Origin of the sequence: Nocardiopsis synnemataformans, from assembly GCF_965343085.1 — a bacterium.
Taxonomy (GTDB): domain Bacteria; phylum Actinomycetota; class Actinomycetes; order Streptosporangiales; family Streptosporangiaceae; genus Nocardiopsis; species Nocardiopsis alborubida.
Genome location: NZ_CBDRFA010000014.1, coordinates 25,092 through 43,824 on the forward strand (window position 1 = coordinate 25,092; position 18,733 = coordinate 43,824).

Here is an 18,733-nt window from a genome sequence, read left to right on the forward strand (position 1 = left end):
CAGTACAGGAACCTCGTGATCGGGCCTTGACGGGCGATCCCAGGGCGAGTTCCTGCGTCACGCAGAGAACCTGCGCGAGGGGCCCAGAGCCGCGCCGGAGCCGGGACGGGCAGGGTGTCCCTGGCGCGGGCGCACCGCTTCGTCCAAGGGGCGCACGTCGGTGGCGTTCACGGTGGGCAGCGCCCCGGGGGCGGCCCGGCGGATGTGGCCGCGCGCCAGGAGTACCCCGCCGCCGAACAGGGCGGCGGCCGCGCGTTGGGAGGCGCGGCGGGAGAGCGCCAGGTCGACCAGGCCGGTGCGGTCCTCCAGGGTCGCGAACACGACCCGGTGTCCGGAGCGGGTGGGCGGGGTCTGCACGCTCACCCGCAGCCCCGCCACGACGGCCGGGGCGCCGTCGGCGAGCCGGTGCAGGTCGCGTGCGAGGGCGAGCTGGTGGTGGGCCGCCAGGTGGGCGATGTCCTCGGCGTGGGCGTCCAGCAGGTGCCCGGACAGCTCATAGCCCAGTACCCGCAGCTCCTCGGCGACGGCGTCGGTGTGGTCCATGGCCACCGCGGCGGGGCGGGCGCGCTCGGGGGCGGTGGTCAGGGTGAGCTGGCCGGGGGCGGGCAGGGAACGGCGGGTGCGGCGCTGGGCGTGGGCGGCCAGCAGCACCTGGCGGCGGTGGGCGCGGCCGCCGGTGAGGCTGTCGGCTCCTCCGGCCAGGATGAGGTCGTCCAGGCCCTGCCCGGACAGGTCGGTGCGCTCCAGCAGGTCCTCCAGGCCGGTGAAGGGGCGGCCGGTCAGGATCTGGTCCTGGTGGTGCTCGTCCAGGTGGGCCACGTCGCTCAGCGGGGGGCGCAGCGCCCACCGGTCCGGCCCGGTCTGGTCGACGTGTTCCACGCGCCAGCTGGTGTGGGAGGCGTTGACGTCCAGGCCCAGGACCGGCACGCCGCACCGGCGTGCCTCCTGGAGCAGGACCCGACGCGGGTACATGCCCGGGTCGTGGGCCAGCAGCCCGGCGAAGAACGCGGCGGGGTGGTGGCGTTTGAGGTAGGCGGACTGGTAGGTCACCGCGGCGAACGCGGTGCCGTGTGCACGGCAGAACCCGAACGCGCCGAACGCCTCCACCATCTGCCACACCCGGTCGGTGACGTGGGCGGGGTGGCCGCGCTCGGCCGCGCGCTGCCGGACTTCGGCCTCGACCTGGGCTCGCCCCTGGTCGCTGGCCAGAGCGCGGCGCAGGGCTTCGGCGCGATCCAGGCCGCACCCGGTGTAGGCGTCCAGGACTTGGAGGAGCTGTTCGTGCCAGAGCAGGGCGCCGCCGGTCTCGGCCAGGATCGGATCCAGGTCCGGATGCGGGGCCGGGGCGGGGTCGCCGGCGCGCCCGGCCAGGTAGGCGGCGACCATGTCCACACCCATCGGGCCGGGGCGGAACAGGCTGATGTCGGCGACCAGGTCGGCCACGCCCCGGGGGCGCAGCTTGGTCACTAACGCTCTCTGACCGGCTGACTCCGCTTGGAACACCCCCAGGGTCTGGCCGCGGCTGATCATGTGGGTGGTGGCCGGATCACCGTCGGGCAGGGCGGTCAGGTCCGGGCGGGTTCCGGTGGTGCGCTCGACCTCGGTGAGGGTGTGGGCGAGCGCGGACTGCATCCGCACCCCCAGGATGTCGAGCTTGAGCAGCCCGAGGTCTTCGACTCCGTCCTTGTCGACTTGGGCCATGGCGACCCCGGCGCCGGAGGGCTGGGTGGGGATGCGGTCGGCCAGTGCGGTGTCGGCCAGGACCAGCCCGCAGGGGTGCATGGCCAGGTGCCGGGGCAGACCGTCCAACCGCTCGGCGAGGGTGAACAGGCGCTCGACGTGCTCGCCGGTCAGGGGTGCGCCGCCGACCCGGGACAGCTCCGGTAGTTCCCGGGCCACCTGGCGGATCCGGGCGGCGCGCACCCGGGGGAAGGCGGCGGCGATGCGCTCGACCTCCGCCGCGGGCAGGGACAGGGCGGCCCCGGCGTCGCGCAGCGCCGAGCGGGCCCGGTAGGTGTCGACCATCGCGACCGCCGCGGCGGCGCCGGGGTGGGCGGCGATGACCGCGTCGTAGGCCTCCAGGCGCCGCGCGGACTCCACGTCCAGGTCGATGTCCGGCTGGCCGGGTCGGGAGGGCGTGAGGAAGCGCTCCATGAGCAGGCCGTGCTCCAGCGGGTTGAGACCGCTGATGCCGAGCAGGTGCACGACCAGGCTCCCGGCCGCCGACCCGCGCACCGACACCCGGATGCCCTTGCCCGCGATGGCCGCCGCGGCGTCGGCCACGGTCAGGAAGTAGGACCACAGGCCCATCCAGTCGATGACGGCGAGTTCGGCCTCCAGACGGGCCGGGGCGCGGCCGTCGCGGTCCACGCCCAGGCGGGCGGCGCCGGAGGCGCACCGGGCCCGCAGTTCGGCGGCGGCGCCGGGGCGCGGGGGCAGGTGCAGGCGTCCCATGCCCAGGTCCGCGGCCGGGTCCAGGGCGCAGGAGGCCGCCAGCGCGGCGGTGTGCGCGAGCAGCCGTCGCGCCCGGGAGCGGTCTCCCGCGCACACCGCCGTGGCCACGTCGAGCATCTCGGCGCCGGTGGCCAGGTGTGCCCGGTCGGTGGGCGGGTCAGGGGTGTAGCCGCCGGGCGCCCACTGGCGGATCCGGTCCAGCGCCCGCGCCAGCGAGGCATCGGCCGGGGCCGGGTAGCGCACGGCGTTGGTCAGCACCGCCAGCACACGCTCCTGACGGGCCAGGCCCAGCAGCGAGCGGGCCGCGCCGCGCTGGCCCGGAGCGCCGTGCTCGTGCGGCGCCAGGACGATCTCGGCGCCGGTGGACCGCCAGGCCCCCAGCAGGGCGCGGGCACGCGCCCCCTCCCTGCCCGCCAGGGCCCGCCCCACGTCGGAGTCGGGGCCCAGCAGCACGACCAGCCCCTGGGCGTGCTCGGCGACCTCATCCGGGGCGGCGGCCACCGGACCGGGGCCATGGTGGGCAGCGGTGACGAGGCGGCACAGGGACGCCCACCCATTCGCGCCCCGCGCGAGCACGACCGCGCGGCCCCCGCCCGGGGCGGCCAGGGCCAGGTCGGCGCCGAGCACCGGCTGGAGCCCGGCCTCGCGGCAGGCGCGCACGTGCTCCACGACCCCGAAGAGGGTGTCGCGGTCGGTGAGCGCCGCGACCGGCTGGCCGTCGGCCGCGGCGCGGGCCACGAGCGCGGCCGGGGCGGCGGTGCCGTGGCGCAGCGAGTAGCGCGACGCCGTGCGCAGGTGAGCGAACACCGGCTACACCCCTCCCTGCTGTGTGTGCACGGCCGGGGAGGAAGACACCGCATTCGAACTGTCGTACGAAAACTGTAGCGTAGAGGAGGGCGCCGTGCAGCTCTGAGCTGGGTTGACACCCCGCCCCACGGCGCCAGAGCGCCTACGGCGCGGGGCGTGCCGCATCCCGGCCGGGGCGCGAGGGCGTCGCCAACACCACCCTGCACCATACTTAAAGCGATATTGCATGCGCGGAAAGTGGCGAAGGGTGGGGGCGTGTGGGACGACGACGCAACAGGATCAGGGCCATCCGCAGGAGAGATCGCCGGACCAAGGTCGCATCGGCGCACCGCGCCGACGAGCCCTACGTCCTTGACGACCTCGACGACTTCCCCCTGGGCTGCGCCCTCCCCATGCAAGAGCACCTGCGCGAGGTCTTCGAGCGCCTGCCGATGTCCCCCAAGCGCGTCCTGGGGCCCACGCAGGCGGACCCGGGCAGGGTCCTGACCGTCTCGCCTTCGGCGTTCTACCAGGACCTGAGCGCCGAGGACCCACAGCACCGGGTCCTCGCGGAGCGCTGGCCCTTCCGGCGGCGCGGGTCCGGGCAGCCACCCCATGACGCCTGGAGCTGCCTGGCCCTGATGAGCCTGGAGCTGGACGAGTCCCCGGACACCCTGGCCGAGGACCTGCGCGAGATGGAGCAGCGCGGCCTCATGGTGTGGTCGCCGACGACCCACACCTACCTCGCCGACCCGCCGCCGCTCTACCAGGCCTGGCACGCCATCCGCGCCCAGCACCCGCAGCTGCCCGCGGTGCGCATCACGCTGCGCCCCGGGGTGTGCGGGCGCGATTCCTACCCGCGGTGTGGTTGCTCGCGCTTGTGGCGCCTGGAACCGGACCAGAGCGGCGGCCCGGTGACCGTGGACCTGCCGCGCTCGCGCCTGCGCACGCCGCACGGCGTGCTCCAGGCGCTGCTGCACCAGGCGGCGCACCTGCTCGCCCGGGTACGGCAGGTGGAGGAAGTTGGCCAGGTACGAGGACTGCGGCATCTGCGCACGTTCTCCCCGCTGGCCGAGGAGGTGGGTTTGGACGGCGCGTGGTACGCGGCCCCCGGCGGGGGCAGGGACGCCGTCGAGGAGCTGCTCCCCGACACCGTCCAGCGCTACGCCGAGCTGCTCGCGGATCTGGACGCGGCCATCGACAGCGGCCTGATCTGGGAACACGACCCCGACGCCGAACCCGCCCTGTATGCCGCCGCCGGCCGATGACCCCGGGCGGCGGGCGGCGAGCCGTCAGGGCGGTGCGGCTCAGCGCCCTCCCGAGGTGAGGGCCCCGGCCCTTCGTCCCTAGACTGCCCGGGTCGATCAACGGGTCAGACCGGGACAAGGGGTGGGAAGCGGTGCGACGACGTGTGGGGGACGTGCTCGGCTGGAGCGGGGCCGCGATGCTCGCGGGCGCCCTGATCCTGACCACACCCCAGGTAGCGGGATTCTCCGAGCACACCGCGCCCGCTGGCCAGGACCTGGCGCTCCTGGTCGGCCCGACGCTACTCCTGGCCGCCGCGGTGCTCGGGTGGGTGGCCCTGACCGCCACCCGCGACCCCGAGCGGCTCACCGCGCGCCCGACTCTGGGCGGCGTGCTGGGACGGGCTGCGGTGGTCCTGGTCGTGATGGTGGTGGCCTGGTTCGCCTTCCCCACCCGCCACCTGGCCCTGTCCGTGGACAACGACCGCTTCCGGATGTTTCCCGACGAGGTCGTGGCCCTGTGGGCCGGGGTGTGCCTGGTGGCCCTGGGCGCCGCGCTGACCCTGGGGGCGGCCACGGTCCTGCCCTGGCACCGGTGGAAGCGGGTGCTGACCGGGATAGTGGCGGGCGCGCTGGGCGCGGCGATGGTGTGGACGCTGGTGCCTGCGGCCCTGTCCCGTCTGCTCATGGTGGAGCACACCGTGGCCGCCGCCGACGGCGGGCAGGCGGCGCCGGTCCCGGCCACGATCAGCCGGGTGGGATGGACCTGGGAGCCCGAGCACCCGGTGCTGGGCGTGGAGCGGGGCCCGCGCGGGCCCCTGGTGCGCCACGCCGACGGGTTCGTGGCCCTGGACGGGGCCACCGGCGAACAGCTGTGGACCTACCGGCTGCCCTACGCCCGCCAGGTGCAGACCGGGGTGTTCGCGGGCCAGGACCGCTACGCCTACCTGTCGCACGTCGCCCAGGCCGAGCCCGAACCCGAGACCCGCACGCTGGTGGTGCTGGACGCCACCACCGGGCAGGTGGTGCGCGATGCTCCCATGCCCGCACTGGCCTGGCCAGGGCAGGAGGAACCCCCACAGCTGCGCTACCTCACCCCCGACGTGCGCGTCTTTCGCGTCTACGAGGACGGGCGGTCCCTGGTCGTGGCCTACGCCACCGACTCCACCGAGCGCCTGTGGGAGGTCGAACTCCCCGACGGGACCGGTGAACGCATCTGCCTGTGGGCTCATGACGACGGGATCCGTGGCCACGGCGACCGGGTGCTGGTGGCCCGCCTGTGCCTGGACCAGGAGCACCTCCCCGAACACAACGTGGACGCGGCCCTGGGGGACATGGACGTGCCCGCCGACGCGGTGGAGAGCGTGACCGCGCTGGACACGGCCACCGGCGAACAGGTCTGGCGCCAGGAGTGGACGCCCCAGGACCTGCCCCGCGTGGCCCTGCCCAGTGTCGGCACTGTCCGCGAGGGGCACGGGGGCGAAACAGTTGCCCGCACGCCGGGCGGGGTGTTCGCCCTGGACGACGGCGCACCCGCGCAGGTGCTCCCCCCCGCCCCGGACCCCACGTATGAGTACGCCCTGGGTGTGGACACCCAGGGCGCGGTGGTGCTGCGCGACCAGGGCGGCGAGGAACCTGACCTGCTGCTGGTCACCGACGCCGCGGGGGAGGTCGTCCAGCGCACCGAGGTCGAGGTGCAGGCGCACCTGTGGGTGGCGATGGACCAGGCCCACGTCTTGGAGTCGGTGCTGGTCGTGCCTCATCGGACCCGGGACGACCACGACCGCCGGGTACACACTGTCTCCGTCCTGCCCTGGGAGGGCGAGCAGGCCCAGCAGGGCTGGACGTCCATCCTGCTGGAGGGCAGCGAGGACCCCGCCGATACGCCGGACGCTGGCGACTACAGCGTTCGCCCGGTCCCCGGCGCGGTGGTCACCCTCGTGGAGAACCGCCTGTACGGGCTGGTGCCTTAACTGCACTGACCACAGAGGTTAGATACAGACCGGCAGGGATTGGACAGCAAGAAGTGAGTACGCGCACTCATCCGGCTGCCCTTTGCGCTCAGTACGCTGCGGGCATGACCCAGAGTGCGCCGACCCCAACGCCGCTGTCCGCTGGCGCCTTCCACCTCCTGCTCACCGCAGGGTGCGTCAGCCTCGCCACGGCAGTGTGCGGCATGGGCCTTGCTCTGCTGCTAGGACCAGCCGCGGCGGGCGCCCCACTGGCCAGCCACCTCACCAACGCCGGGGGGTGCACGCTGCTGTGGCTGGGAGGCCACTGCGTGGAGTACTGGAGACTACGAAGGAAAGACCCCTTCTGGGCGGGTTTCGCGGCTGCCGCGGCCCGCGTGAGCGGGATCCTCGCCCTGCTGCCTCTGGTCCTGGCCTGGACCGTGGTGCTCGTGCGTCTGCTCCACTGAGAGCAGACGGCCCCCTACGAAGACGGCGGTCTCATCGTCACTCCCGCCAACCGTCGGCGCAGCCAGGCCAGGGCGGCAACACACCCGTGCTGGTGGCCCCGAGTACGCGTACTCATGCGGGCGACAGGGGCGCACCCGCAGACTGGGCGGCATGACGAACTCCGCGCAGACCCTCAACGGCTTCCTCCACCGCTACCCCTGGCTCGCGGTCCCGCTGTGGATCGTCGGGGTGATCGTGGTGGAGGCCGCGGGCCTGGTGCTGCTGATGGGCGCGTACATGGGCACGGCCAACGGCGCCCACCCCGCGGCCGGGCCGATGCTGTCCATCGGCTTGTACGCGCTGTGCGCGACGCCGCTGGTGTCCCTGGTCTACCTCGTGCTGGCACTCATCGGCCCCCGCACGCACCGGGCCGCCACGGTCGCAGGGGTGCTGCTGGTGATCGTGCTGGCGGTCGCCTTCGGAGCGATCGGCACCTCCACCAGCCTCGAACCGATGTAGGCCCAGCACTCCCGAAGTCCCAGCAGGCCCTGCTGTCTCACCGAAGGCGGGTGTAGCAGCGCGGGCAGGCCGGGGCCGTCACCGCGGCGGGGGCGTTCCAGGCCAAGCGGCAGTACCAGCGTCGGCACCGGACCGGTCGGTTCGTGGGGGCGTAGTCGTCGGTGGACAGCGGCGCGGTGTGCCCGCAGGCCGGGCAAGTCCATTCATGGGGGGTGGTCTCGGCGCCGTGGGCGCGGGTCACCGACAGGTGCAGGCGCATGTGGCCGGGGGCGGGGCCGTGCGGGTCGGCCACGTGACCACAGGCCGAACAGCGCGGGTAGGCGGGTGGGGCGGGGTCGCGGTTGAGCCACACCATGAACAGGGACATCGATGCCTCCAAGGCGGCGGCCAGTACGGGCCCGACCGGCACCGCGTAGGGCCAACCGGTCGCGGTGGCGGCCGGTCAGCACGCCGCGGAGCGCTTTCTGGGCGCGTGCCTGCCCGGGGCCACGGTGGAGAGGAGGACCTCAGCTGACGTTGTGGGCGTCCTGCGGAAAATCGGGCGCCCATACCTGCAACGCGCGCGCGGCCGCCCGGGTCGGCCCGGCGAGTCGCTCCACCTCATCCTGGTCCACCGGACCGTCCTGCATCGCGGCAGTCAGGGTCTCGATCGCACCTACCACCTCGGGGAGCTTCAGCAGGCGCTGCGCATCACTCAGCGCGCGGGACCGCCACACCACCAGATCCGCCGCCAGGTCCTCGGAGATCCAGTGCCAGGGGGAACCGCTGAGCGCCTCCACCGCGGCCAGCACCAGGGTGTCCTGCCCGGCCTGGGCGAGGTGGTGCTGCATGGACAGCGACGCGGCCAGGCCGATGACCGCGGACAGCTGCACATCCTCATCCGCCGGGACGAGTACCGTCCCCAGCACGCCCGGGGGCAGGCGGGCGTCCCCGGGCGCGGACACCACGCGTTCCACCTCATAGCCCAGCGCGTAGGTCGCGACCGCGCGGGCAGCGGTGAACGCGTCCTGGGCTGGTGACCACACCGGTGCGGGTACCCGGTCCAGGGCCTCCTCCAGGGGGTGCGCCCGCACCGAGTGGTTGGTCAGGTGCCAGATGCGGTCCGCCCACACCCAGGTACTCAACGCGCCCACGACCAGACGGACCCGAGCGATCCTCTGCACAGGCCCGCGCAGGAACAAGTCGTCCACCTGCTCGACGTGGAGGTCGGTGACGGTGGCGCGCCCTCGCCATACCTGCCCCGGAGCCCGTCCGAGCACCCCGAGTCTGACCTGAAGTCCTCTGACGCTCTCCAGGCTCTCGGTGGACACCGCACGGTGCTCCTGCACGTGCCGCATCATCTCCCGAGCGGCCGCGACGTCCGCTCGCGCTTGGTCCACGTGCAGTCCGATCTTCAGATCCAAATCGCGTAGTTCGGACAGCTGCTGGGCGCGGTAGAGCATGACGTAGGCGGGCACGTCGTCGTGGGCGTCCATGGCCGCGCGCAGTTCGGCGACCTCGCGCCTGTGGTGCTCGGCGTCGGTGAGGGGAGCGTCGTCGGGGGTGTCCATGGCCATGACCGTACCTCCTGCGCGGCTGCTCACCAGGCCGGTGACCGTACCCGGCCAGGCCCAGGCACGCCGGGCGGTGGCCGGGCTCACGGCTCAGTGGAAAGCGACCTGGGGGATGGGGGCGAGGTCTTCGATGGCCAGGTCCACGGCGATCGGGTGGTGGTCGCTCACCCCGCGGTGATCGAGTCGGGCGTATCCGGCGATCGCACCGGCGAGCTGGCGGGTCACCCAGACCTGGTCTGTGCGCAGCAGCCCATGCACGCCCGTGTACGCCAGCAGCTCCTCGCGGCCGGTCAGGTCGGCCAGATGCGCGGCCACGTCGATCATCTTGCCCCGGGTCAGGGCCAATCCGACCCGGCGGTCAAGGCGGACCTTGTCGGGCTGGTCCTGGTCCAAGATCGTGCGCGAGGCCCGGTTGTGCTCGGGCACCTGATCCCAGTCGGGTTCGGGTCCGGCCAGGGGGCCGTGGTTGACGTCTCCCAGGAGCACCCCGGGCCACCCCTGCCTGTGAACCCTCGTCTGGAGGAAGCGGGCTTCGCCGACCGCGGCGTCGACGTCGTGTGGGACCAGGTGCGCGCAGATGAACGTGATCGGGCACGGCCACCGCGGTCCGCGCAGGGTGGAGCTGGTGAACCCGTGCCAGGTCACACCCTTGTCCTCGTACTTGTCGCCGCCGTGAACCTCCTCGACGTGCGGCGCCCACAACAGAGCGGTGTGCAGCCCCGACGGGGACGGGCCCATCCGGTAGGTGAAGCCGAGCCGGTCGGCCAGAGCTGCCAGGGCGGGCTCTTCGGGGCACTCCTGGATCGCGACCACCTCGGCGTGGGCGTCACCGATCAGGGCGGCCACCTCGTCCACCCGTGTCCAAGCGGTGGTGTACTCCAAATTCGCCGACAGCAGGTGCACAGCTTGCTCTCTTTCCCGGTGTGGGCCCAGCCTCGGGCCATGTCGAGTGATCGCGGCGTTCACGACAGGACGCACCGGGCTCCGTGTGCGATGCGGCTTCCTGGAGAGGAAACCGCTGGTGCAGCGGGCGGCCCAGACGACCCGCGGCCACGGTAGCGGCATCGCAGAAGCCCTCACCACCGCAACGGCCAGCGCTCACGTCAACTGCCGCCGAGAAGGTGGGTGACGTTGATGTCCAAACGGTCGCTGTGCCGTTGCGCGGCCCCTGCTGACGACGATTGTGGTCAGGGCCCCTCGTCCAGGCCCAGGGCGCGCGCGGTCGCGCAGGGATAGACGACCTCGCATGTCAGGCACCGCCGCTCGGTGAGGTGGGCGGTGCCGTACAGGTAGCAGGCGTGCAGCGCGCGCTCGGCCTGGACCACGACCAGCTCGGCCTCGGCCACGGCCTCCATGGCGGCGTCGGTGCGCGGCGCCTGGGCCAGCAGCTGGCGCTGCACATGCTCCTCGGCGCGCACGGCGGGGTGGGTGTAGGTGACAGCGTCGGCCTCGTCCAACCCGAGGGCGTCCACGGCGTTGGCGTAGTGCAGGGCCGTCCACAGCGCCTGGGCCGGGACGATCCACGTGTCGGCCTCTGGGGTCTGGCCCTCCAGGGCGTTGGCCAACTCCTGGAGGGCGGCCGGGAGCGGGGGCGGGGTGGGCGCGGTCAGGGCGAGGGTGCCCAGCAGGGCGGTGAGGTGGTGGCGGTCGACGGCGACGGTCTCGTTGAACACGCGGGGGTTCTCCGTCTCTGCGCGAGGGGGCGGTCAGATGCTGATCATCGCAACCGGTACCGACGAAAACCATGCTCTGACCAGTAAAGAATCAGGCGTCACCGGCCGAAGGCCCTCTGTCAGGTAGCCAGCGGCGGCCGCGCGCGGCTCCTCGGCGGCGGCGCCGGGGGCGGGTCGGGGCCGTCGCCGCGTTCGGGCCGGGCGCGGTGCAGGGGCGACCCGCCTGTGCTGAACCCGCCCCGCGCGTGGTGTGGATGGGCCACAGTTGTTCCCTGGACTCGTCGGGACGGGGGATGGCACATGGGGTATCTGCGGGTACTGCGGCACAGGCGTGTGCTGGGGCTGTGGGGGGCGCAACTGCTGGCCGTGGTTGGGGCACGGCTGTACGCGCTGGCCGTGATGTGGCTGGTGTGGCAGGCCACCGGGTCGGCGTTCCTCATGGGCCTGGTGGCGGTCCTGGAGTCGGTGCCCTACATCCTCATGGGCGCCTTCGGTCGGCGCCTGGTGGCCCGCCTGGCCACCTGGCGGCGCCTGGCCGCGGTGGAACTCCTGCGGGCCGCCGTGGTGGCCACAGTGCCGTTGGTCTGGGCGCTGCCGGAGGCGCGGGTGGCGGTGCTGTTGGCCGTGGCGCTGCTGATCGGGGTGACCGGCTCGGTGGTGGACCCGCTGCTGCCCGCGCTGGCCCCCTCCCTGGTGAGGGATGACCAGGTGCGGCCGGTGATGGGTCTGCTGGATCTGACCGGGCGCATCGCGCGCATCCTGGGCCCCGGCGCGGCCGGCGCGCTGCTGCTGGTGGTGCGGGAGGTGGACTTCTACTGGCTGACCGCGGCCGGGTTCGCCGCCAGCGCGCTCGCGCTCGCGCTGCTGGGGCGCGCCGAACCGGCCTGCCGCGCCAGGCCAGCGGCGTCGGCGCCCTCGTCCGGTGACGGCGAGGATGCGGCGGGGTGGCGGGTAGTGCTCTCTCACCCGCCGGTGATGGCCGCGCTGGCGTTGAACGGGTGCGGGATCCTGGCCGGGACCGCGGCGGCGATCGGGCTGCCGATCCTGCTCACCACCGTGCACGGGGCCGGGATGGGCGTGTACGGATTGTTGACCGCGCTCACCGCGGCGGGGGCGGTGGTGGGCAACCTGGTGGTGGGCAACCTCGCCGCCCGGGGCCGGTGGCTGGGCGTGTTCTGCGCGGCGTGGGCGGCCTCGGGCGTGCTGCTGGCCGGGATGGGGATGGCGTCCACCGTGGGTGTGCTCGCGCTGATCCTGGCCCTGTCGGGGGCAGCCGCGCCGTGGGCGGGGGTGACCCTGCACGCCCATCTGGCCGAGCGCTTCAGCGCGGCCGAGCGGGTGGGGGTGCTCTCGGCCCACCACATGGTGATGCGCACCTGCGGGACGGCGGGCATGCTCGTGGTGCCGGTGCTGGTGGCCGCCAACCCGCCGCTGGTGTTCGCGCTGGCGGGTCTGGTGCTGGTCGCGGCCGCGACAGCGGCGGGCCTGGCCGGGGCGCGCCTGCCCGAACGCTCCGGTGAGCTGGTCGGGGCCTAGGAGCCGCACGGCCCCGACCGGAGAACTTCCGGCCGGGGCCACGCACAGGCGGGTCCAGGGTCAGGTGTCCAGGCGCCAGCGGGTGACGGTGATGTTCTCCATGGGCACGCCGAGCTGGGTGTAGATGCGCTCGTGCATCCTGCCGAACCAGGCGCCGCGGCGGTCGTTGTAGAAGGCCTCGTCGTACCAGGCCACGCCCAGCAGGACGGTGCCGCCGCCGCTCGGGTTGTCGGCCTCAGCCTCCCAGTAGGTGTTCTGCCAGTCCCAGAGCATCAGCTCCTCGGGGCGCGAGCGCAGGCGCTCGTCGGACTCGCGCAGGGCCTCGATCACCCGACGGGCGGTGGCCTGGTCGGGGCAGTAGTACCGGCAGTCGGAGAAGGCGATGGGGGCCTTGTCGCCGCGGCGGTCGGCGTCGCCGTCCTCGCCGACCAGGACGCGCACGCGGGTGACCGGCTCCACGGCCGGGTCGTACATGGTCAACGTCATCGTGGAGTTCCTTCCGGTTGGGGGTGGCCGGTCACCGGTCGGCGGCCGACAGGGGGACAAGGTGTGTGGGCGCGGTGCCGTCGCGCATCAGGCAGCCGCCGGGGGCGACCAGGCGCACGTTCACACCGACGCGGGGTGTGGGGGTGTGGTTGGGCGGGCTGTAGTGGATGGTGCGCACGTCCATCAACAGCACGCCGCCCGCGGGCACGGGGGCGGCGGTCCAGGGGCCGGTGGCCGGTGCGGCCAGCGTGAGCGGTCGACCGGCGGTGTCGGCGCGGCGAGTGGGGGCGTAGCCGCGCCGGTGGGATCCGGCGATGACGTGCACGCACCCGGCGTCGGTGGTGGCCTCGGACAGGGCGATCCACACCGTCAGGGCGCGTGCGGGGTCGAGCTGGAGGCGTTCGTTCGTGCCGTCCTGGTGGGCGGGCACGGTCATGTCCGTGCCCGGGTGCTTGACGATCACGAACGAGTTCTCGATGAACACCCGGGAGCCGAGCACGGCGCGGATGTGGGTGTGCAGCCCGTCGTGGGTGAGCGCGCGGGCCAGGGCGGTGGTGGTGCGGTGGGGGTTGGCCAGGACCGGGGCGTTCGCAGGGGCCGCCGCGCGCAGCTCGGCGAGCAGGGCGGGGGGAAGACAGGGGGGAAGGAGGGTGTAGCCGTCTCGACGAAGCGTCGCCATGATCACCATCCGTTAGGTTATGACCTATTGAATGATGGCTCCGGCTCCCCCTATCCCCGCAATAGGTACTTACCTATCCTCGGGGACAGCCCGCCCCGCCCCGAAGGGAGACCACCCCCATGACACGCTGGGAAGAAATCGCCGCCGACCTGCGCATACGTATCAACAACGGCGAGTTCGCCCCTGGCGCGCTCCTGCCCCGCGAAACCGAACTCATGGAGAGCTACGGCGCCAGCCGCGCCCCCGTGCGCCAGGCCGTGGCCGCCCTGGCCGAGGAGGGCCTGGTGGACAAGGTCCGCCGCCGCGGCACCCTCGTGCGCAACCCCCCATCGCGCCGGGTACTCACTCGCGCACGGCAGGTGTTTCGCGATGAGATCGGCTACTACTTCGACCCCGTGGCCCAACCCTGGCGGGCGCTGGCCACCCCGACCGTGAGGGCGGAGCCCGCCCCGGCAGACATCGCCCGCCTGCTCGACGTCGCACCCGCCACGACCGTGACCACTCGCACCCGGCTGATGGGGGAACCGGCCACGCACACCCCCACGCAGGTGGCCACCTCCTATCTGCATCCGGACGCGGTCACCGAGCTGCCGGTGCTCGCCCGCCCCGACACCGGCCCCGGCGGCATCTACGACCGCCTGGAGGAAGCCGGGCACGGCCCGCTGGCCTGGTCGGAGACGATCACCGCGCGCGCGGCCACACCGGCCGAACGCGAGGCGCTGGCCCTGCGCCCCGGGGTGCCGGTGCTACGGATCGTGCGCACCGCGCGCTCCGCACGCGGTCCTGTGGTGGAGGTCAACGACACCAGGATGGCCGCGGACCACTTCGAGGTCGGCTACCCGCTGGAGCGGCACACCAGCGCCCGATGAGGCGCACGCGGGGGTGAGCCCTTCCGTGGCCGCGCCCCCCGCGTGCTCGCCTCTACTGTGGGGCCATGACCACCACACCCACGCCCATGACGGCGGCCTGTGACGCGCTCCTGCTGCGCCTGCTGGAGCTGGAGGAGGCCGCCGATCCCAGCCGCGGCCGGAACCTGGCCGACATCGGTGCCGACCTGCCCGACCCGCTGGGGGAGTGGGTGCGCGAGCACGCCGTGCAGATCCGCGCGACCTGGCGTCACCAGGGATGGAGCGCGGAACCGGGCGGCGCCTCCCTGGGGGGCAACGACGCCTTCGTGGAGCTGACGGGCGCGGGACGCGCCTACGGAGGGCGGGTGCGCGAGCTGCGCGCCGGGGTGCGCCGGGCCCGTGCCGTGCGGGGTCGGGTGCTGCTGTTTCTGTACTCCGCCGAGGAAGAGGACGAGCCCCCGTTCGGGTTCGGCGCGCTGGCCGAGCCCGCCTCGCCCTGGGCGTGGCTGGCCGACCGGCCGCTGACCTCCAGGGACATCGAGCGCGCCCTGGATTACCTGGACGGACAGGGTTTACTCACCAACACGATCCCCCTGCCAGAGCGCGGGATCGTGATGGCGCGGCTCAGCCCCCTCGGGGTCCAGGTGGCAGAAGACCTCGCTGAGGGGCGGGCTCCCGCAGGCGGCCACGGCTCGGGCCCGCAGGTGGTCAACATCCACGTTGGAGACGTCTCAGGCTCGGCGACGGTGATGCAGGGCCGTGACGTGCACGGTAACGTCCTGGGCGGTCGGGGGCCGGGCGAGTACTGAGCCGCGCCGACGTGTTCCCGGCCAGGGTGCGGCGCGGCCGATCGTGGCCGACCACAGCTTCCTGGCCGGGAGGGTCGGTAGTGCAGTGGGGAGTGCCAGCGGTGGGGGCGCCTACCGCGCGGCGGCCAGAGCCTCGCGCATCAGCTCGCGCACCGGCCGCGGCGCCGCAGTGTGCTCGCTGAGGCGGGCGGTACGGGCCAACAGGGCGGTGGTGCGCTCTGAGTGCACCTTTCCCACGGCGGGGAGCACTGCTGCGGTCAGGGTCTCCTGCGCGGCGCTCCACGCCCCCAGGTGGGCCAGGGCGTGCAACTGGTGGACGGCGTCGACCAGCGGCCCGCGCGGGTAGCCGACCGGACGCTGCTCTCGGGCCAGCGCGAACAGCTCCTGCGCTTGGTCCCACTGGCCGTTGTCGGCGTGGATCATGGCCTCGTGCCAGGTCAGTTCGCCGTCGGTGATCCACCATGCCCACGGCGGGTCGCGGTCGCTGGTGCCGTCCTGAAAGCGCGAGCGGGCCTGACGTAGGGTGCCCAGGGCTCGCACCGGGGTGTTGCTCTGCCCGTGGGCTCGCGCCAGACGCAGCTCGAATAAGCAGGTCAGCCGTGGCGAGAGTGGTTGGTCCAGGACGTGTTCGCACACCTGGCGGGCCTGATCGGGTCGGTGTTCGTGGGCGTCGTGCATCGCCAGCTGGGCCAGGGCGAACAGTTCACCACTGTGGTCGCCTCCCGCGCGCGCGGCCAGGACCGCGGCGCTGGTCAACCGGCGGGCCAGCACATGTTCGTCGGCGTCGAACGCCAACCATCCGGCGACCTGCAACGCCTCCGCGGCCGCTGAGACCACGTCCGCTGACGTGGTCTTCTGCGCGCTGGTGTGGGCGGTGCGGGCGGCGCGCACAGCTGCGGGGACCAGGTCGGTTCCGCCCAGAGCCACGTCCAGAGAGACCAGGTGGGCGCTGGTGGCACGGATGCGCTCCGCCTCGCTCTCCTGCACGCGGGCGCCGGGTACGGCTCCGGGGGCCAGGTCGTCGGGGCCCACGTCCAAGACCTTGGACAGCAGCAACCGGTAGCGCTCACGGATCTGGTGCCGCCCGGCCTCCCAGTCACGGATGCGCCGTACCAGGCTCTGCGGGGTGGCGGTGGCCTCTCGCCCGGCCGCGTTCAGCAGTTCCTGGGCCAGCCGCAGCGCATCCCACCTGCGGGCGGTGCGGGCAGTGCGCAGGTTCTTCGACCACACAGGGCGTTCCGGCGAAGTCTCCATCGCTTTAGCGTGCCCCGCGCTCGCCGGTCTGTCAGCTGATTCGCGACGCTCATCGCTTCGTGTCCGCATGTGTCCGCGCGTAGCCGCACTTGTCACTAGCGGCCCCAGCGAGGTCACCGACAGTGTGGGGTCTCCACATCGTGAGCGAGGAGAACCTCCCGTGCCCTCCCTGCCCCCTGCACGTCCTCGGCCGCGCCTGTGGCCGCTGTGGTCCGACGCCGCCCGCGCCCAGGTCGGCGACTTGTTGACCGGCGGCGACCTGACCGCCACCACCCTGACCCCGCCGGTGCGCACCCTGGAACACCTGGTGGAACACGTTCTGGCCCCGGGCCGCCATGTGCTCGCCACCGGCTCGGGCACTGCGGCCCTGGCCACCGCCTACGTGGCGCTGGGTCTGGAGCCGGGCGCGCAGGTGCTCGCCCCCGCCCACACCTTCCGCGCCACGGTAACCGCGATGCTCGCCGCCCACCTGGTGCCGGTGCTGTGCGAGACCGACCCGGCCACCGGCGGCATAGACCTGGACGACGCGGCCGCGCGCGTCACCGGCCGCACGCAGGCGCTCGTGGCCACCCACACCTGGGGGCGCCCCCTGCCCGCCGAGCGGCTGCGCGCCTTCGCCGACCGCCACCACCTGGCCTTGGTCGAAGACTGCTCGCACGCCCACGGCGCCCGCCGCCACGGCGAGCCCGTGGGGGCACGCGCCGACGTGGCGGTGTGGAGCTTGGGCACGACCAAGCTCGCCTCCGGCGGGATGCTCGGCGCCCTGGCCACTCCCGATCCGGCCCTGTTCGCGCGGGCGTTGGCCTATGGCCAGCCCAAGCATCGGTGCCTGGCCAGCGTCCACGACTCGGCCCTGCGCAGGACGGCGCTGAGCGGGGTGGGGGCGAACCTGCGCCCCAGCCCCGTCGCCGCGGTGCTGGCCGCCGACCACCTGGCGCGCCTGGAGCAGATCCTGGCGCTGAAGAACCGCCGCCAGGCGGCGGTGGAGCACGTGCTCGCGGGCCTGCCCGAGCTGGCCCTGGAGCCGCTGGCGCGGGCCCCGGGCCACGACGGCGGCGCTCTCTACAAGTGGCACTGGCACCACTCCGACCCCGGCCGGGTCCTGCCCGCCTTGGCCGGGGCGGGGCTACGGGTGCGCCGCCCCGCCCCGGGCCTGCACACCCTGCCGCTGTTCACCGACCCCGACCTGGCGCGCGCCCTGGTGCCCGGCGCGCCACGCCTCCCCCCAGCGGGGCCGCGCCCGGCCACCGACGCCTTCCTCGCCGGTCTCATCGAGGCCGACACCCGCGACGTTTACGACCCCGACTGTGACCCGCTGCCGCTCTACCGCGACGCCCTGCACCGCGCGGCCGCGCACCCACGCCACCACACGAACTAAGGAGTTTCGTCCATGACCAGCCTGTTCTCCCCGCTGGCCCTGCGCGGTCTGACGCTGCGCAACCGGCTCGGCCTGCCGCCCATGTCGCAGTACAGCGCCGAGCCCGGCCGCCACACCGCGAACGCCTGGCACCTGCACCACTACGCCGCCCGCGCCCTGGGCGTGGGCGTGGTCATCGTGGAGGCCACCGCCGTCTCCCCTCACGCCCTGGTGACCCCGAACGACCTGGGACTGTGGACCGACGCCCACCAGCACAGCCTGGCCGCCGTCGCCGAGGCCATCACCGCGGGCGGGGCCGTGTCCGCCCTCCAGCTGTGCCACGGCGGCCGCAAGGCCTCCCGGACCCGCCCCTGGGACGGCGACATCGCCCTGGACCCCGAGCGGGGCGGCTGGCCGGTCCTGGGCCCCTCCCCGATCCCGTTCGCGCCGGGCTACCCCACCCCCCGTGAGGCGAGCACCGCCGACCTGGCCCGGGTCGTGGACGACTTCGCCGCCGCGGCCCGCCGCGCGGCCGCTGCCGGGTTTGAGATGGTGGAGCTGCACGCCGGACACGGCCGCCTGCTGCACAGCTTCCTGTCTCCGGTCGCCAACCAGCGCACCGACCACTACGGCGGGTCCTTCGACAATCGGGCCCGGCTGCTGCTGGAGACCGTGGCCGCGGTGCGCGCGGTCTGGCCCGCCCACCTGCCGCTGGCCGTGCGCCTGTCCTGCGAAGACCACGAAGCGGGCGCCTGGGAGCTGGCCGACACCGTGCGCCTGGCCGCCCTGCTGCGCACGGCGGGCGTGGACCTGATCGACTGCACCTCCGGCGGCATCCGCCGCCCCCAGACCTACCGGCCCACCCCCGGCTACCAGGTGCGCTACGCCGCCGAGGTGCGCCGCCAGACGGGGATCGCCACGGCCGCGGTCGGGCTGATCACCACCGTGGACCAGGCCCGCACCATCTTGGCCCAGGACCAGGCCGACCTGGTGCTGATGGGACGGCGCCTGCTGGTGGACCCGGCGCTGCCCTGGCGCCAGATTCACCGGGGCGGCGCCCCGGACCTGGTTCCGGCGCAGTACCGGCGCGCGCTGGAGACCGTCCCGGCCGCCGACGTCCAGCCCGAACTGTGACA

The 18,733-nt window shown here is 73.7% G+C and carries 17 protein-coding genes; 9 read left to right on the forward strand and 8 right to left on the reverse strand.

All coding sequences use genetic code 11. From position 1 onward, the window contains the following. Positions 1-57: 57 nt before the first annotated feature. Entirely contained in the window at positions 58-3,261 is a 3,204-nt protein-coding gene (gene dnaE, locus ACSIH6_RS10420; RefSeq protein ID WP_435108037.1) for a DNA polymerase III subunit alpha, read from the reverse strand. Between the two features lie 257 nt (positions 3,262-3,518). Between dnaE and ACSIH6_RS10425 the strand changes: the two genes are divergently transcribed. The 4 genes from ACSIH6_RS10425 to ACSIH6_RS10440 all read left to right on the forward strand — a co-directional run bounded on the left by ACSIH6_RS10425 (position 3,519) and on the right by ACSIH6_RS10440 (position 7,402). Continuing rightward, positions 3,519-4,508, forward strand: coding sequence for a hypothetical protein (locus ACSIH6_RS10425; protein ID WP_435108038.1), 990 nt, complete (start codon positions 3,519-3,521; stop codon positions 4,506-4,508). A 131-nt stretch (positions 4,509-4,639) separates the two neighbouring features. Next, positions 4,640-6,457: an outer membrane protein assembly factor BamB family protein gene (locus ACSIH6_RS10430; protein ID WP_435108039.1), complete on the forward strand. Its 1,818-nt coding sequence runs from the start codon at positions 4,640-4,642 to the stop codon at positions 6,455-6,457. Positions 6,458-6,561: 104 nt separating this feature from the next. Further along, on the forward strand, positions 6,562-6,903 hold the full coding sequence (locus ACSIH6_RS10435; RefSeq protein ID WP_435108040.1) for a hypothetical protein: 342 nt from the start codon (positions 6,562-6,564) through the stop codon (positions 6,901-6,903). A 151-nt stretch (positions 6,904-7,054) separates the two neighbouring features. Beyond that, the gene (locus ACSIH6_RS10440; RefSeq protein ID WP_435108041.1) at positions 7,055-7,402 is read left to right on the forward strand and encodes a hypothetical protein; all 348 of its coding nucleotides are present in this window, start codon (positions 7,055-7,057) and stop codon (positions 7,400-7,402) included. 37 nt (positions 7,403-7,439) lie between these two features. On the opposite strand, the gene ACSIH6_RS10445 is transcribed toward ACSIH6_RS10440, so the two are convergent. From ACSIH6_RS10445 to ACSIH6_RS10460, 4 genes are all read right to left on the reverse strand, one after another. Further along, positions 7,440-7,769, reverse strand: coding sequence for a hypothetical protein (locus tag ACSIH6_RS10445; protein WP_435108042.1), 330 nt, complete (start codon positions 7,767-7,769; stop codon positions 7,440-7,442). Positions 7,770-7,908: 139 nt separating this feature from the next. Then, on the reverse strand, positions 7,909-8,958 hold the full coding sequence (locus tag ACSIH6_RS10450; RefSeq protein ID WP_435108043.1) for a hypothetical protein: 1,050 nt from the start codon (positions 8,956-8,958) through the stop codon (positions 7,909-7,911). An 87-nt stretch (positions 8,959-9,045) separates the two neighbouring features. Next, positions 9,046-9,858 (reverse strand): endonuclease/exonuclease/phosphatase family protein, encoded by an 813-nt coding sequence (locus ACSIH6_RS10455; RefSeq protein ID WP_435108044.1) that lies wholly within the window; start codon positions 9,856-9,858, stop codon positions 9,046-9,048. Between the two features lie 284 nt (positions 9,859-10,142). After that, entirely contained in the window at positions 10,143-10,628 is a 486-nt protein-coding gene (locus tag ACSIH6_RS10460; protein WP_435108045.1) for a hypothetical protein, read from the reverse strand. A gap of 300 nt (positions 10,629-10,928) precedes the next feature. Between ACSIH6_RS10460 and ACSIH6_RS10465 the strand changes: the two genes are divergently transcribed. Then, positions 10,929-12,164, forward strand: a complete 1,236-nt coding sequence (locus ACSIH6_RS10465; RefSeq protein ID WP_435108046.1) for an MFS transporter — start codon at positions 10,929-10,931, stop codon at positions 12,162-12,164. Between the two features lie 60 nt (positions 12,165-12,224). On the opposite strand, the gene ACSIH6_RS10470 is transcribed toward ACSIH6_RS10465, so the two are convergent. Further along, complete coding sequence (locus ACSIH6_RS10470; RefSeq protein ID WP_435108047.1) at positions 12,225-12,650, reverse strand: hypothetical protein; 426 nt, start codon at positions 12,648-12,650, stop codon at positions 12,225-12,227. 31 nt (positions 12,651-12,681) lie between these two features. Beyond that, positions 12,682-13,329: a phytanoyl-CoA dioxygenase family protein gene (locus ACSIH6_RS10475; RefSeq protein WP_435108048.1), complete on the reverse strand. Its 648-nt coding sequence runs from the start codon at positions 13,327-13,329 to the stop codon at positions 12,682-12,684. 119 nt (positions 13,330-13,448) lie between these two features. On the opposite strand from ACSIH6_RS10475, the gene ACSIH6_RS10480 reads away from it, so the two are divergent. Continuing rightward, on the forward strand, positions 13,449-14,198 hold the full coding sequence (locus tag ACSIH6_RS10480) for a GntR family transcriptional regulator (protein ID WP_435108049.1): 750 nt from the start codon (positions 13,449-13,451) through the stop codon (positions 14,196-14,198). Positions 14,199-14,263: 65 nt separating this feature from the next. Next, positions 14,264-14,986 (forward strand): alkaline phosphatase family protein, encoded by a 723-nt coding sequence (locus ACSIH6_RS10485; RefSeq protein ID WP_435108050.1) that lies wholly within the window; start codon positions 14,264-14,266, stop codon positions 14,984-14,986. Between the two features lie 111 nt (positions 14,987-15,097). Here the strand turns inward: ACSIH6_RS10485 and ACSIH6_RS10490 are convergent, their stop codons facing one another. Next, complete coding sequence (locus ACSIH6_RS10490) at positions 15,098-16,240, reverse strand: NsdA family TPR-like regulatory protein (protein WP_435108051.1); 1,143 nt, start codon at positions 16,238-16,240, stop codon at positions 15,098-15,100. 160 nt (positions 16,241-16,400) lie between these two features. Here ACSIH6_RS10490 and ACSIH6_RS10495 point away from each other — a divergent pair, with 160 nt between their 5' ends. Together ACSIH6_RS10495 and ACSIH6_RS10500 are read left to right on the forward strand one after the other, a co-directional pair. Continuing rightward, complete coding sequence (locus ACSIH6_RS10495) at positions 16,401-17,618, forward strand: aminotransferase class I/II-fold pyridoxal phosphate-dependent enzyme (protein ID WP_435108052.1); 1,218 nt, start codon at positions 16,401-16,403, stop codon at positions 17,616-17,618. A gap of 12 nt (positions 17,619-17,630) precedes the next feature. Continuing rightward, positions 17,631-18,731: an NADH:flavin oxidoreductase/NADH oxidase gene (locus tag ACSIH6_RS10500; RefSeq protein ID WP_435108053.1), complete on the forward strand. Its 1,101-nt coding sequence runs from the start codon at positions 17,631-17,633 to the stop codon at positions 18,729-18,731. The last annotated feature ends 2 nt before the right edge of the window (positions 18,732-18,733 follow it).